This window comes from Roseovarius roseus (assembly GCF_043355935.2).
Taxonomy (GTDB): domain Bacteria; phylum Pseudomonadota; class Alphaproteobacteria; order Rhodobacterales; family Rhodobacteraceae; genus Roseovarius; species Roseovarius roseus.
In genome coordinates this window covers 264,320-276,976 of record NZ_JBHFPE020000004.1, presented here as the reverse complement: position 1 = coordinate 276,976, position 12,657 = coordinate 264,320, and the positions used below count along the sequence as shown (strand labels likewise).

Here is a 12,657-nt window from a genome sequence, read left to right as displayed (position 1 = left end):
TGCCTAGTGCAAACGCGCCGCGCGGCCACGCCGGACGCGGGGCGCGGTATAAACCGTGGCCTCCGTAAGAAAGCCGACAAACGCCCGTGCCGCCGGGCTGCGCGCCTCGTCCGGAGCGGCCTTCAGCGCGGCGCGCGCCGCCTCCGGCGTGGCGGCCCCCGGCAGGGCAAAGGCCCATTCCAGAAAGCCCAGCCGCGCCACCGCATCCGCATCCGCGCCCACGGCGTCGCTACGCTCCAGACCATGCAGGATCTGTACTACACCCATGTCTTATCCACTCCTTGGCCGCACCCCGGGCCACTTGGGGCGCAGGATGGCGTGCGAGGCTGACATGCGAGGAACGAGGCCCGGCAGCAGCGTCCACACCGCCCCACGCGGTTTGACGTCACTCCCAAGGCTGGTTTCCGGACTTCGGGGGCCAGGCCGCGATTGGCCCATGATCCGGCGCCCTTCCCGGGCGTTCACGCCCAGTGGTCTTGCACCGTCTCGCCCACCCTTACCGTTGCGGGGGCAGTGCCGGATTTGCACCGGCTTCCCAATTCTCCGCGCGGTTGCGCAGCACCTTGGAAGTTTCACTGTGGCGGATTCGATACCGCCGCACAACGCCTGATGACAGGCCAGACGCCAAAAGAGATTTGGGGCCTCCGGCGGGGATATTTCTGGCAAGAAGAAGCCGGGACGCGCTAGAAGGGCACGTCATCCGGGCTGGTGACGAACCGGGCGACGACTTTCTTTGTGCCCGCCTTCTCGAACGCGATCTCCAGCTTGTCGCCCTCGAGGCCGATGATCTCGCCATAGCCGAATTTCTGGTGGAACACCCGCTCGCCCACCGTGTGGGACGAGGCGGCGGCCATGTCGATCACCGGCGAGGTCGATTCGCGCGGCTGCGCCGTGGGGCGCTGGCCCGCCCGCGCTTGCATCCGCTTCCAGCCGGGGGAATTGTAGACATTCGCCTCGGCCACCTTGGCGTCGATGCTGTTCTGCACGCCGCCCATCGACCCTGCCATGCCCGCCGCGCCGTAGCCGCCACCGTAGAGGCCGGGCGGGGTCAGGACATCGACATGATCCTCGGGCAGCTCATCGATGAAACGCGAGGGCAAGGACGATTGCCACTGACCAAAGACGCGTCGGTTACCCGCAAAGGAAATCGTGCAGATCTCCTCGGCTCGGGTGATGCCCACATAGGCAAGGCGGCGCTCTTCCTCGACGCCCTTGAGACCGCTTTCGTCCATCGAGCGCTGCGAGGGGAAAAGGCCATCCTCCCAGCCGGGCAGGAAGACGGCGGGAAATTCCAGGCCTTTAGCGGCGTGTAGGGTCATGATGCTGACCTTCTGGCCCTCATTCTCGCTCTCATTGTCCATGATGAGGCTGACATGTTCGAGAAAGCCGGTGAGGTTCTCGAAATTCTCCAGCGCCTTGACCAGTTCCTTGAGGTTCTCGAGCCGACCCGGCGCCTCGGGCGTCTTGTCGTTCTGCCACATCTCGGTATAGCCGGATTCGTCCAGGATGATCTCGGCAAGCTCAATATGGCTGATCGCGGCATCCCCGGCCATGCGGCCCCAGCGGGTGAGCCCATCCAGCAGCAGCGACAGCTCGCGCGCGCCCTTGCCGGTCAGGCCTTTCTCCGCGACCAGAATGCGCGCACCCTCGATCAGCGGCACGCCGTTCTCGCGCGCGGTCACCTGCATCTTCTGCTGCGCCTTGTCGCCGAGGCCGCGCTTGGGCGTGTTCACGATCCGCTCGAAGGCCAGATCGTCCGAAGGCGAGGTCACGCAGCGGAAATAGGCCATCGCGTCGCGGATCTCCATCCGCTCGTAAAAGCGCGGGCCACCGATGACGCGGTAGGGCAGGCCGATAGTCAGAAAGCGGTCCTCAAAAGCGCGCATCTGATGCGAAGCGCGAACGAGGATGGCCATATCGTCAAGACCATAAGGGCGCTGGCCGCGGGTGCCGCGCTGCATCGCCTCGATCTCCTCGCCGATCCAGCGCGCCTCTTCCTCGCCGTCCCAATGGCCGATGAGGCGGACTTTCTCGCCCTCCTGTTCTTGCGTCCAAAGCTCCTTGCCAAGCCGCCCCTGATTGCCCGCGATCACGCCCGAGGCGGCAGCCAGGATATGCGGCGTCGAGCGGTAATTCTGCTCGAGCCGGACCACATGCGCGCCGGGAAAATCCTTTTCGAACCGTAGGATATTACCCACCTCTGCGCCGCGCCAGCCATAGATCGACTGGTCGTCATCGCCGACGCAGCAGATATTCTTGTGACCGCCGGCCAATAGGCGCAGCCATAGATATTGAGCGACGTTCGTATCCTGATACTCGTCCACGAGGATATATTTGAACCAGCGTTGATACTGCTGGAGGATGTCGTCATGCGTCTGGAAGATCGTGACGACGTGCAAGAGCAGATCGCCGAAATCCACGGCGTTCAACTCGATCAGGCGGCGCTGGTATTGCTTGTAGAGCGTGACGGCCTTGCCATTATAGGCGCCCGCCTCGGCGGCGGGCACGCGGTCCGGCGTCCAGGCGCGGTTTTTCCAGTTGTCGATGACACCGGCCAATTGGCGGGCGGGCCAGCGTTTATCGTCGATGCCGGCGGCCTGCACCAACTGCTTGAGCAGACGCAGCTGGTCGTCCGTGTCGAGAATGGTGAAGTTCGACTTCAGCGTGACGTCGCGCGCCGGGGCTTCGATCACGTCAGCCAGATTTCCACCGCCCTCTACGCCGATCAGCTCGGCATGGCGGCGCAGCAGTTTGACGCAGATCGAGTGAAACGTGCCCAGCCACGGCATCCCCTCGATGGATTGGCCCAGGAGTGCGCCGACGCGGGTCTTCATCTCGCGCGCGGCCTTGTTGGTGAAGGTGACGGCCAGCACCTCATTGGGGCGCGCGCGTCCGGTGTTCAGAAGGTGCACGATGCGCGTCGTCAGCGCCTTGGTCTTGCCCGTGCCGGCGCCTGCCAGCATCAGGACGGGGCCGTCCATCGTCTCGACCGCCAGCCGCTGTTCGGGATTCAGGCCATCAAGATACGGCGCGGGCCGCGCGGCCATTGCGCGCGAAGACAGGGAGGCGCTCTCGAACGCGTCGGATTCGTCAAAACTGCTCATGGGCGGGACCATAGCGCCCCCTGCGCGCAAGATAAAGAGATGTTCGGCCTATGTTCTGCACGTGAAACACGTCAGGGCGGCATCCCGCCGCCCTGCCACGTCACACCCCCTCGCCATCGGCTTGCAGAGGTGTCAACCGGCCTTCTTGCCATCCACCGTCTCGGCCAGCGCCTCGGCGCGGGCGGCGATTTCGGCCAGCGTGTCGGTGATAGAGCTGGGCACGACCGGAACCTCGACGCGCTCGGGCGCAGGCGGCGGCGCGTCCCGCAGGCCAGCCAGTTCCGCTTCGCGCTCGGCCAGCGTGTCGCTTATCTCGGCCAGCTTGTCCTGCAGGCCAGCGGTCTTGTCGGCCAGCATGAGGCCAGCCATCAGCAGCATGCGCGCCTCGGGGATGCGTCCGATCTGCGCGGCCAGCACCGATGCCTCGTCATCCAGCATCTTGGCGGCGGAGTGCAGGAAATGCTCCTCCCCGGCCTGGCAGGAAACCTGGAAAGTGCGGCCACCGATTTCGATGTCAACTTCGGGCATCATGCCTCCTCCATTCCGTTTCCACTGGCCTTGGCGCTCTCGGACCCGTCCGCACTGCCATCCCCTGTCACACCCATACGGGCAAGCTCGCCAAGAATGGCGTCCATCTCGGCCCGGTCGGCGGCGCGGGTGGCGCGCAGGCCGTCCAGTTCGGCCATCATCGCCTTGTTGATCAGATGCGGCTCGGCCACGCCCTTGGCATTCGCATCGCGCAGTTTGGCGTTGTTGTCGCGCAGCTGCTGGTTGGCATGGCGGAGCGATTGCAGATTGCCGTCGATCTTGCGTAGGGTCTTGGCGCGCGTGTCTTCTTCGGCCTTGGCCTCGCTGGCGGCGGCCTTGAACTCTTCCAGGCTGGCCTCGGCCTCGCGGGCGCGGGCGCTCAGCTGCTTTACGCGCTCTTCCAGCTGGGCATTCGCCAGCCGCTCATCCTCGACCTGCTGGCGCAGGGCCTCTACCTCGCCCGGGTCGCCGGCCTGATCATTCGTCGCTCCCAGCCCGTCCAGCCCTTGCCCGATCCGGTCCAGCGCCGCCATGATACGGCTTTGCATCGCGTCGATATCGCTCATCGCGTCAATGTCCTTTTCAACTGTCTGCCCCAACTCTCCTACAGGGCACGCCGAATCGCAACATGCCCTAATGGTGCCAAGTCTAGCGAATGGCTTGCAAAAAGGCTTCCCCCCTTGCGGCGGAAGGCGGCGGTGCGCCTGTGTCCGGTGTGGCGGCGCTTGAACTTCGGGGCCGGGCTGGTATTGAGGCGGGCAGACAAGCCCCCTTCCATAAGGATACCGCTGCCGTGGATCTTACCGCCCTCGCCAAAGCCAATCCCGATCACTGGTCCAAAGCGACCGCCATTCGCGCCCTGACGCTGGACGCGGTCCACGCCGCCAATTCGGGGCATTCGGGGATGCCGATGGGCATGGCCGATGTCGCCACCGTGCTTTATGAAAAGCACCTGAAATTCGACGCCTCCGCACCCGATTGGCCGGATCGCGACCGCTTCATCCTCAGCGCTGGCCATGGCTCGATGCTGCTTTACTCGCTGCTGCATCTGACCGGCTACGAGGACATGACGCTGGAGCAGATCAAGAATTTTCGCCAATGGGGCGCGATTACGGCGGGCCATCCGGAATATGGCCATGCGAAGGGGATCGAGACCACCACCGGCCCGCTGGGCCAGGGCATCGCCAACTCGGTCGGCTTTGCCATGGCCGAAGAGATGCTGCGCGCGCGGCATGGCCGCAAGCTGGTCGATCACCACACGTATGTCATCGCCGGCGATGGCTGCCTGATGGAGGGGATCAGCCAGGAAGCCATCACGCTGGCCGGGCGTCATTCCCTAGGCAAGCTGATCGTCTTTTGGGACAACAACGATATCACCATCGACGGCAAGGTATCGCTGTCGGACCGCACCGATCAGGTCAAGCGCTTCCGCGCCGCGGGCTGGCAGGTGATCGAGATCGACGGGCACAATCCGGACGAGATCGACGCGGCGATCACCAAGGCCAAGGGCTCGAAAAAGCCCAGCATGATCGCCTGCAAGACGCATATCGCGCTGGGTCACGCGGCGCAGGACACGTCCAAAGGCCACGGCGCGCTGACCGACGAGGATCAGATGGCCGCCGCCAAGGCCGCCTATGGCTGGACCACCGGCCCGTTCGAAGTGCCGGGCGATGTAAAAAAGGCATGGGAAGCGATCGGCGCACGCGGCGCTGACGAACGCAAGGCGTGGCAAGCCCGCTTTGCCGAAACGACCGAGCGCCGTCAGAGCGAATTCACCAGGGCCCTCAACGGCGACGCCCCCAAGAAGCTGAGCGCGCGCATCAAGGCGCTGAAGAAACAGATCAGCGAGGAGGGCCCCAAGGTCGCCACGCGCAAATCCAGCGAGATGGTGCTGGAGGTCGTGAACCCGATCATGCGCGAGACCGTCGGAGGCTCGGCCGACCTCACCGGATCGAACAACACCAAGACGGGGGATTTGGGCGTTTTCGACACCGATAACCGCAAGGGCCGCTATGTCTATTGGGGCATCCGCGAGCATGGCATGGCCGCCGCGATGAATGGCATGGCGCTGCATGGCGGCATCCGGCCCTATGGCGGCACCTTCATGTGCTTCACCGACTATGCCCGCCCTGCGATGCGCCTTGCCGCGCTGATGCGCGTGCCCACCGTGTTTGTCATGACCCATGACAGCATCGGTCTGGGCGAGGACGGCCCGACGCACCAGCCGGTCGAACACCTTGCAATCAGCCGCGCGACGCCCAACACTTGGGTCTTCCGCCCCTGCGATACGGTGGAGACCGCCGAGGCATGGGAACTGGCGCTGACCACCAAGGAGACGCCGTCTGTCCTGTCGCTGACGCGCCAGAACGTGCCCACCCTGCGGACCGAGCACCGCAACAAGAACCTGACCGCGCAGGGCGCCTACGTGCTGGCCGATGCGGAGGGCAAGCGTCAGGCGATCATCATGGCCACCGGCTCGGAGGTCGAGATCGCGATGAAGGCGCGCGATCTGCTGCAGGCCGAGGGGATCGGGTGCCGCGTGGTGTCGATGCCCTGCATGGAGCTTTTCGAGGCGCAGGACGAGGCGGTGCGCAAGCGCGTGCTGCCCGCAGGTCCGGTGCGTGTCGCCGTTGAGGCCGCCGTGCGGCAGGGCTGGGACAAATGGCTCTGCGGTGAGCGCGGCCGCGCGGCCAAGTCCGGCTTTGTCGGCATGGACAGCTTCGGCGCCTCGGCCCCCGCCGATGTCCTTTACGAGAAGTTCGGCATCACGGCCGAGGCGGTCGCCGAAAAGGTGAAATCGCTGCTTTGATGTGATGAGGGAAGACTATTTTCCAAATAGTCTTCCCAAACCTCGTGCTCAAGATATCGTGCGGGCATGTGCATGCGCACAGCCTGCGCCGGACGTGGTTTCCAATTGGTTAAGATCAGACCACCGGATTGAGCTTTCGCATCCGTTGCCAGATCGGTGTGATGACATTGGTTCCGATAGGGATCAGCACCATGCCCAGCGCCAGCCCCGCGACACCGTCCATCGCCGCGACAAGTGTCCATTGCACAGCTGCCCGCCCCTGCTCCAGCCCATGGGTGGCCATTTCGGCCAGATGGTGGATCTGGTCATAGGGCCAGGAAAAGCCCAGATTCGCCAGCCCGTGCAGGATGATGTTGCCGCCCACCCAGAGCATGGCCGCCGTGCCGATGATCACCAGCAGCGCCAGAACCTTGGGCATCGCGGCCACGATCCCGCGGCCCAGACCGCGCGTCGCGCCAAGCTGCCCCTTGGCTGCCATGAACAGGCCCAAATCGTCGGCCTTCACGATCAGCGCGACCGCGCCATAGACCGCCGCGGTAATCATCACGGCAACAGCGGCCAGCGTGCCCGCCTCCATCCAGAAGCTGCTGGGCGGAATTGCGGCCAACGCGATGGTCATGATTTCGGCCGAGAGGATGAAATCGGTCTTGATCGCGCCGGCAACCTTCTGTTCTTCCAGATGGGCCGGATCGTCGGGCTCCGTCTTCATGTGGCTTTCCTCGTGATGCGCCCATCCCAGCGCATGGGCCACCTTTTCGGCGCCCTCGAAGCACAGATAGCAGCCCCCCAGCATCAGAAGCGGCGTGACAGCCCAGGGCGCAAAAGCGCTCAGCGCAAGCCCGGCGGGCAGCAGAAACACCAACTTGTTCAGCAGTGATCCCCGCGCGATGCGCCAGATGATCGGCAACTCGCGGGCCGCATCAAAGCCATGCACGTATTTCGGCGTCACCGCGGCGTCGTCGATCGCCGCACCGGCCGCCTTGGCGCCCGCCTTGGCCGCCTGCCCCACCACGTCATCGACGGAGGCCGCCGCCACCTTGGCGATGGCCGCCACATCATCGAGTAGCGCCAGTAGTCCGCTCATATTCTGGTCCCGTAATCTTTCGTGGCAAGGTAGCCGAGCACAGCAGAGGTGCAAGGCCGCTCAGGTAATATAGCGCTAACATCCCAAAAGGCGGGCATTTTGACCTTTCAGCACGGCCCGCGCGCCCGTATATGCCAGCAAACGCTAAAACCTGCCAAGGAGTTCATCCCCATGACCATCAATGTCGGCATCAATGGATTTGGCCGCATCGGCCGCGCCACCCTCGCCCATATCAGCGAGACGGGCCGCGAGGACATCAAGGTGGTCAAACTGAATGCCACCGGTCCGCTGGAGACGGCAGCGCATCTGATCCGCTTCGACAGCGTGCATGGCCGGTTTCCCGGCACGGTGACCATCGGCGAGGGCACGATGGATCTGGGGCGCGGCGCGATCCAGATGTTCTCGACCTACGAGATGGACGAGCTGGACTGGGACGGCTGCGACGTCGTGCTGGAATGCACCGGCAACTTCAACGATGGCGAGAAGGCGAAAAAGCATCTTGAGCGTGGCGCGGGCAAGGTTCTGCTGTCGGCCCCCGGCAAGAACGTGGACCGCACCGTGGTGATGGGCGTCAACGATGGCGATCTTCGGCCAAGCGAGCGCATGATCTCGAACGGTTCCTGCACCACCAACTGCCTCGCCCCGCTGGCCAAGGTGCTGCATGAGGGCATCGGCATCGAGAGTGGCATCATGACCACGATCCACTCCTATACCGGCGATCAGCCCACGCTGGACCGCCGCCACAAGGACCTCTACCGCGCCCGCGCCGCGGCGATGTCGATGATCCCCACCTCCACCGGCGCGGCCAAGGCCCTGTCCGAGGTGCTGCCCGCGATGAAAGGCCGCCTTGATGGCTCGGCCATCCGCGTGCCGACGCCCAATGTCTCGGCGGTGGACCTGACCTTCGTGGCTTCGAAATCCGTTACCGCCGAGGAGGTCAACGCCGTCGTGGCCGAAGCTGCGGCAGGCGCGATGAAGGGCATTCTGGCCTATGATCCCGCGCCCAAGGTCAGCATCGATTTCAACCACACCGAGGAAAGCAGCATTTTTGCCCCCGAGCAGACCAAGGTCGTCGGCGGCACGCTGGTCCGCGTCCTGGCATGGTATGACAACGAATGGGGCTTTTCCTGCCGCATGGCCGACGTCGCCGCGCTGATGGGACGGCTGGGCTAAGCCGCCGCGATATTGCCAGATGCGGCCCCCGTCTGTACCAAGGCGCGGGGCCGTATGCCATTTGAAAGGGCGCTGACATGACCGACCGCATCGCGCTCTGGCTTTTCGGGCTGATCGTGCTGGCGCTGGTGCTGGATTATTATCTCCAAGGCATGAGCGGGCTGATCTTTCTCGGGGCCAAGCTGGGCGATCTCATCGAATGGCTCGCCTTCTGGCGCTGAGGCGGCTCGCCTCGGGCCTCAGCCAAACTTGGCCAGAAGCGCCGCGTTGACGTCCGGGGTCACGAATGTCGACACGTCCCCACCCAGCCGCGCGATTTCCTTGACCAGCTTGGATGCGATGGCCTGATGGCCGGTATCGGCCATCAGAAAAACGGTTTCGATATCCGCGTCCAACGCGCGGTTCATGCCGACCATCTGGAACTCGTATTCGAAATCCGCGACCGCGCGCAGGCCGCGCACGATCACCTGCGCGCCCACATCCCGCGCGCAGTTGATCAGCAGGTTCTCGAACGGATGCACGACGATCTCGGCCTCGCTCGAGGCGGTGATGCGCGCCGCCTCCGCTTCCAGCATCGCCACACGCTCGTCCAAGGTAAAAAGCGGGCCCTTGTCGCGGTTGATGGCGACGCCGATCACCAGGCGGTCGACCAGCCGCGCGGCGCGTCGGATGATGTCGATATGACCCAGCGTGACAGGATCAAAGGTGCCGGGGTAGAGGCCGATGCGCATGAGGGGTCATCCGTCTGTAATTTGCGCCAAAAGGCACGAGGCGCCCGCGAATTGCAAGGGCGCAGCGGCTCAATGGCCCATGATCATGCCCTGCATCGACGCGTTCTCCATCGCCAGCTCTTCCAGCCGTGCCTTGACCAGGTCGCCCAGCGTGACGATACCCACCAGTTCACCATCCTTCAGCACAGGCATGTGGCGGAACCGGCCCTCGGTCATGCGGCCCAGCACCTCTTCGCCCGTGTCGCCCAGACCGGCGCAGAACGGATCGGGCGTCATCAGCGCCTCGACACTGTCAGAGAGGCACCCTGCCCCCCGATCGCCAAGCGCGCGCACGATGTCTCGCTCGGACAGAATGCCGACAACGCCCTTTTTGCCATCGGTGATGACAAGCGCACCGATGCTTTTCGCGCCCAGCGTGGCCGCCGCATCCGAGATGAGAGTCTTCCGCGAGATGGTGAAGACGGCATCGCCCTTGGCCTTGAGAATTTGTGAAACCAGCATGATCTAGCGCCCCCTTGTGATCTCCGGCATTGCGTCCGGCAGTGCCCGCGGAATGCCCGCCGGTTGATCCAGCGTAATGGCACCGCAGCATCTGTCAAGCGCGCGTCACCCCTGCCCCTCCAGCCGGGCGACCTCGCGCCGCATCCCCGCCGCCAGCGCCTCGGCAAAACGGTTGAGCCGGTCGAGCCGCCGGTCGTCCACATGGCGGATCAGATAAAAGCTGCGCGTGAGGCTGACCTCATGCGGCAGCACCCGCACCAAGCCTTGGCCGAAGGGGATCGAGAAATCATGCACGATGCCGATTCCCGCCCCCTGCCGGATCCAGCTGAACTGCACCGAAACCGAGTTGCTGGCCAGATCGACGCGCGGCAGCCCGGCCTCCGCCATGTAGTCCAGTTCCTTGTCAAAGATCATGTCCTGAATGTATCCAACGATCCGGTGATCGCGCAGATCCTCGACGCTGTTGATCGGCGCCGAGTTGCGCAGGTAGTCGCGCGACGCCACCAGGCTCAGCCGGTAATCGGTCACCTTCTGCACGCTCAGACGCCCGGCCAGTGGCGCGCTGACGGCGATGGCCATATCCGCCTCGCGCCGCGACAGGTTGAAGACGCGCGGCAGCGCGACGATCTGCACCTCCAGATCCGGGTTCTGCTCGACGATCTGCGCACAGACCTGCGGCAGCAGGAAGTTGGCCGACCCATCGGGCGAGCCCAGCCGGATCTGCCCGCTCAGCTGCGCGCCCTGCCCCGACAGATCCTCGAAGGCGGCGGTCATTTCCTGCTCGGCGCGGGCGGCGTGGCCCATCAGACGCTGCCCCTCGCCCGTCAGCGCATATCCCTGCGGCGACCTGGCAAAAAGCGGCGCGCGCAGCGCCTCCTCCAGCCGCGTGATGCGCCGCCCCACGGTGGCCGGGTCGATCTTGAGCACGCGCCCGGCGGCCGAGAGACTCTCAAGGCGCGCGACGGCCAGAAATATCCTCAGATCGTCCCATTGAGGCTGCATGGCAGTACCTTTGCAAAAACGCAAAATAGCTTTGGTAATATTGCCTCTTTTCTGCGCAATTTTGCAAGACTATGCTGCGCACAATCGCAAATGGGAGGCTTTCATGACCACCGAACTCACGCATTACATTAACGGCAAGCACGTCAAGGGCACATCGGGCCGCTTTGCCGATGTCTACAACCCCGCCACCGGCGAAGTGCAGGCCAAGACGCCGCTTGCCTCCGTGGACGAGCTGAACCAGGCCGTCGCCGACGCCGCCAAGGCCCAGGTCGAATGGGAAGCGGTCAACCCGCAGAAGCGCGCCCGCATCTTCATGGAGTTCGTGCGCCTCATCAACCGCGATATGGACAAGCTGGCCGAGGCGATCAGCCGCGAGCATGGCAAGACCATCCCCGACGCCAAGGGCGATGTGCAGCGCGGCATGGAAGTGATCGAATTCTGCATCGGCGCGCCGCATTTCCTGAAGGGCGAATATTCCGGCAACGCCTCGACCGGCATCGATATCTACTCGATGCGCCAGGCGCTGGGTGTTGTTGCGGGCATCACGCCCTTCAACTTCCCCGCCATGATCCCGATGTGGAAAATGGGCCCGGCGATTGCAGCCGGTAACGCCGTCATCATCAAGCCCAGCGAACGCGACCCCTCCTGCCCGCTCATGCTGGCCGAGCTTTGGACCGAGGCGGGCTTGCCGGATGGTATTTGCCAGGTGGTCAACGGCGACAAAGAATCGGTCGACGCGATCCTCGACAATGACGACATCAAAGCCGTGGGCTTTGTCGGCTCGACCCCGATCGCGCAGTATATCTACGGTCGTGCCTGCTCGAACGGCAAGCGCGCGCAGTGCTTTGGCGGCGCCAAGAACCACATGATCATCATGCCCGACGCCGACCTTGATCAGGCCGCCGATGCGCTGATCGGCGCCGGCTACGGCGCGGCGGGAGAGCGCTGCATGGCGATCTCGGTCGCGGTCCCGGTGGGCGAGGAAACCGCCGACAAGCTGATCGAGAAGCTGGTGCCGCGCATCGAGAAGCTGAAGGTCGGCCCCTACACCTCGGACACCGAGATGGATTACGGCCCCGTCGTGACCGCCGAGGCGAAAAAGCGCATCGAAGGCATGGTGCAGTCCGGCATCGATCAGGGCGCCGAGCTGGTCGTCGACGGGCGCGGCTTCAGCCTGCAGGGCTATGAGGATGGATTTTTCCTCGGGCCGCACCTTTTCGACAAAGTGACGCCCGACATGGATATCTACAAACAGGAGATCTTCGGTCCTGTCCTGACCACGATCCGCGCGGGCAGCTATGAAGAGGCGCTGAAACTGGCCTCGGATCACGAGATGGGCAACGGCACTGCCATCTTTACCCGCGACGGCGATGCGGCGCGCGATTTCGCGAACCGCGTCAATGTCGGCATGGTCGGCATCAACTTCCCCATCCCCGTGCCGCTGGCCCACTACACCTTCGGCGGCTGGAAGAAATCGGCCTTTGGCGATCTCAACCAGTACGGCCCCGACGCGTTCAAGTTCTACACCAAGACCAAGACCGTCACGTCGCGCTGGCCCAGCGGAATCAAGGAAGGCGGCGAGTTCCACTTCAAACTCGCGGATTGATGACATTTTGGCGCCCGGGCACATCCGGGCGCCAAAAGCCTTTATGAAGGCTTTTGCCTAAGAAAATTCGAATTTTCTTGGCACGGCGCGCGACCTGCGCTTTGCTGGACCTCCTGCAC

At 64.2% G+C, this 12,657-nt stretch carries 12 protein-coding genes and 1 riboswitch; of the genes, 4 read left to right on the top strand and 8 right to left on the bottom strand.

Annotated elements, in window-relative coordinates; translation table 11 throughout:
- Positions 1 to 3: 3 nt before the first annotated feature.
- The 4 genes from ACEWPL_RS09620 to ACEWPL_RS09605 form a co-directional block, all read right to left on the bottom strand.
- Positions 4 to 267, bottom strand: coding sequence for a hypothetical protein (locus ACEWPL_RS09620; RefSeq protein ID WP_393931756.1), 264 nt, complete (start codon positions 265 to 267; stop codon positions 4 to 6).
- A 111-nt stretch (positions 268 to 378) separates the two neighbouring features.
- Positions 379 to 581: riboswitch (cobalamin riboswitch) on the bottom strand.
- A gap of 102 nt (positions 582 to 683) precedes the next feature.
- On the bottom strand, positions 684 to 3,104 hold the full coding sequence (locus tag ACEWPL_RS09615) for an ATP-dependent helicase (protein WP_393931754.1): 2,421 nt from the start codon (positions 3,102 to 3,104) through the stop codon (positions 684 to 686).
- 132 nt (positions 3,105 to 3,236) lie between these two features.
- Positions 3,237 to 3,632 (bottom strand): cell division protein ZapA, encoded by a 396-nt coding sequence (locus ACEWPL_RS09610; RefSeq protein WP_393931918.1) that lies wholly within the window; start codon positions 3,630 to 3,632, stop codon positions 3,237 to 3,239.
- The gene (locus tag ACEWPL_RS09605; RefSeq protein ID WP_393931752.1) at positions 3,632 to 4,198 is read right to left on the bottom strand and encodes a coiled-coil domain-containing protein; all 567 of its coding nucleotides are present in this window, start codon (positions 4,196 to 4,198) and stop codon (positions 3,632 to 3,634) included. Before ACEWPL_RS09605 ends, ACEWPL_RS09610 begins: the two co-directional genes overlap by 1 nt.
- A 227-nt stretch (positions 4,199 to 4,425) precedes the next feature.
- Here ACEWPL_RS09605 and tkt point away from each other — a divergent pair, with 227 nt between their 5' ends.
- Positions 4,426 to 6,441 carry a transketolase gene (gene tkt / locus ACEWPL_RS09600; protein WP_393931750.1) on the top strand — a complete coding sequence of 672 codons (2,016 nt, stop codon included), beginning with the start codon at positions 4,426 to 4,428 and terminating at the stop codon, positions 6,439 to 6,441.
- A 115-nt stretch (positions 6,442 to 6,556) separates the two neighbouring features.
- On the opposite strand, the gene ACEWPL_RS09595 is transcribed toward tkt, so the two are convergent.
- Positions 6,557 to 7,525: a DUF808 domain-containing protein gene (locus ACEWPL_RS09595; protein WP_393931748.1), complete on the bottom strand. Its 969-nt coding sequence runs from the start codon at positions 7,523 to 7,525 to the stop codon at positions 6,557 to 6,559.
- Positions 7,526 to 7,696: 171 nt separating this feature from the next.
- On the opposite strand from ACEWPL_RS09595, the gene gap reads away from it, so the two are divergent.
- Together gap and ACEWPL_RS09585 are read left to right on the top strand one after the other, a co-directional pair.
- Entirely contained in the window at positions 7,697 to 8,698 is a 1,002-nt protein-coding gene (gap, locus tag ACEWPL_RS09590) for a type I glyceraldehyde-3-phosphate dehydrogenase (RefSeq protein WP_393931746.1), read from the top strand.
- Between the two features lie 77 nt (positions 8,699 to 8,775).
- Positions 8,776 to 8,919, top strand: coding sequence for a hypothetical protein (locus tag ACEWPL_RS09585; RefSeq protein WP_393931744.1), 144 nt, complete (start codon positions 8,776 to 8,778; stop codon positions 8,917 to 8,919).
- Between the two features lie 18 nt (positions 8,920 to 8,937).
- Here ACEWPL_RS09585 and coaD read toward each other — a convergent pair whose 3' ends face one another.
- From coaD to ACEWPL_RS09570, 3 genes are all read right to left on the bottom strand, one after another.
- Positions 8,938 to 9,429, bottom strand: a complete 492-nt coding sequence (coaD, locus tag ACEWPL_RS09580; protein ID WP_393931742.1) for a pantetheine-phosphate adenylyltransferase — start codon at positions 9,427 to 9,429, stop codon at positions 8,938 to 8,940.
- A gap of 69 nt (positions 9,430 to 9,498) precedes the next feature.
- Positions 9,499 to 9,930, bottom strand: a complete 432-nt coding sequence (locus ACEWPL_RS09575; protein ID WP_393931740.1) for a CBS domain-containing protein — start codon at positions 9,928 to 9,930, stop codon at positions 9,499 to 9,501.
- Positions 9,931 to 10,035: 105 nt separating this feature from the next.
- Positions 10,036 to 10,932 (bottom strand): LysR family transcriptional regulator, encoded by an 897-nt coding sequence (locus ACEWPL_RS09570; RefSeq protein WP_393931738.1) that lies wholly within the window; start codon positions 10,930 to 10,932, stop codon positions 10,036 to 10,038.
- Positions 10,933 to 11,035: 103 nt separating this feature from the next.
- On the opposite strand from ACEWPL_RS09570, the gene ACEWPL_RS09565 reads away from it, so the two are divergent.
- Positions 11,036 to 12,538 carry a CoA-acylating methylmalonate-semialdehyde dehydrogenase gene (locus ACEWPL_RS09565; RefSeq protein WP_393931736.1) on the top strand — a complete coding sequence of 501 codons (1,503 nt, stop codon included), beginning with the start codon at positions 11,036 to 11,038 and terminating at the stop codon, positions 12,536 to 12,538.
- Positions 12,539 to 12,657 lie beyond the last annotated feature (119 nt).

Coding starts and splice junctions, on each gene's coding strand:
- ACEWPL_RS09575 (WP_393931740.1), bottom strand. CDS start 9,930: ATGCTGGTTTCACAAATTCTCAAGGCCAAGGGCGATGCCGTCTTCACC.
- coaD (WP_393931742.1), bottom strand. CDS start 9,429: ATGCGCATCGGCCTCTACCCCGGCACCTTTGATCCTGTCACGCTGGGT.
- ACEWPL_RS09585 (WP_393931744.1), top strand. CDS start 8,776: ATGACCGACCGCATCGCGCTCTGGCTTTTCGGGCTGATCGTGCTGGCG.
- ACEWPL_RS09605 (WP_393931752.1), bottom strand. CDS start 4,198: ATGAGCGATATCGACGCGATGCAAAGCCGTATCATGGCGGCGCTGGAC.
- ACEWPL_RS09595 (WP_393931748.1), bottom strand. CDS start 7,525: ATGAGCGGACTACTGGCGCTACTCGATGATGTGGCGGCCATCGCCAAG.
- ACEWPL_RS09615 (WP_393931754.1), bottom strand. CDS start 3,104: ATGAGCAGTTTTGACGAATCCGACGCGTTCGAGAGCGCCTCCCTGTCT.
- gap (WP_393931746.1), top strand. CDS start 7,697: ATGACCATCAATGTCGGCATCAATGGATTTGGCCGCATCGGCCGCGCC.
- ACEWPL_RS09565 (WP_393931736.1), top strand. CDS start 11,036: ATGACCACCGAACTCACGCATTACATTAACGGCAAGCACGTCAAGGGC.
- ACEWPL_RS09610 (WP_393931918.1), bottom strand. CDS start 3,632: ATGCCCGAAGTTGACATCGAAATCGGTGGCCGCACTTTCCAGGTTTCC.
- ACEWPL_RS09620 (WP_393931756.1), bottom strand. CDS start 267: ATGGGTGTAGTACAGATCCTGCATGGTCTGGAGCGTAGCGACGCCGTG.
- ACEWPL_RS09570 (WP_393931738.1), bottom strand. CDS start 10,932: ATGCAGCCTCAATGGGACGATCTGAGGATATTTCTGGCCGTCGCGCGC.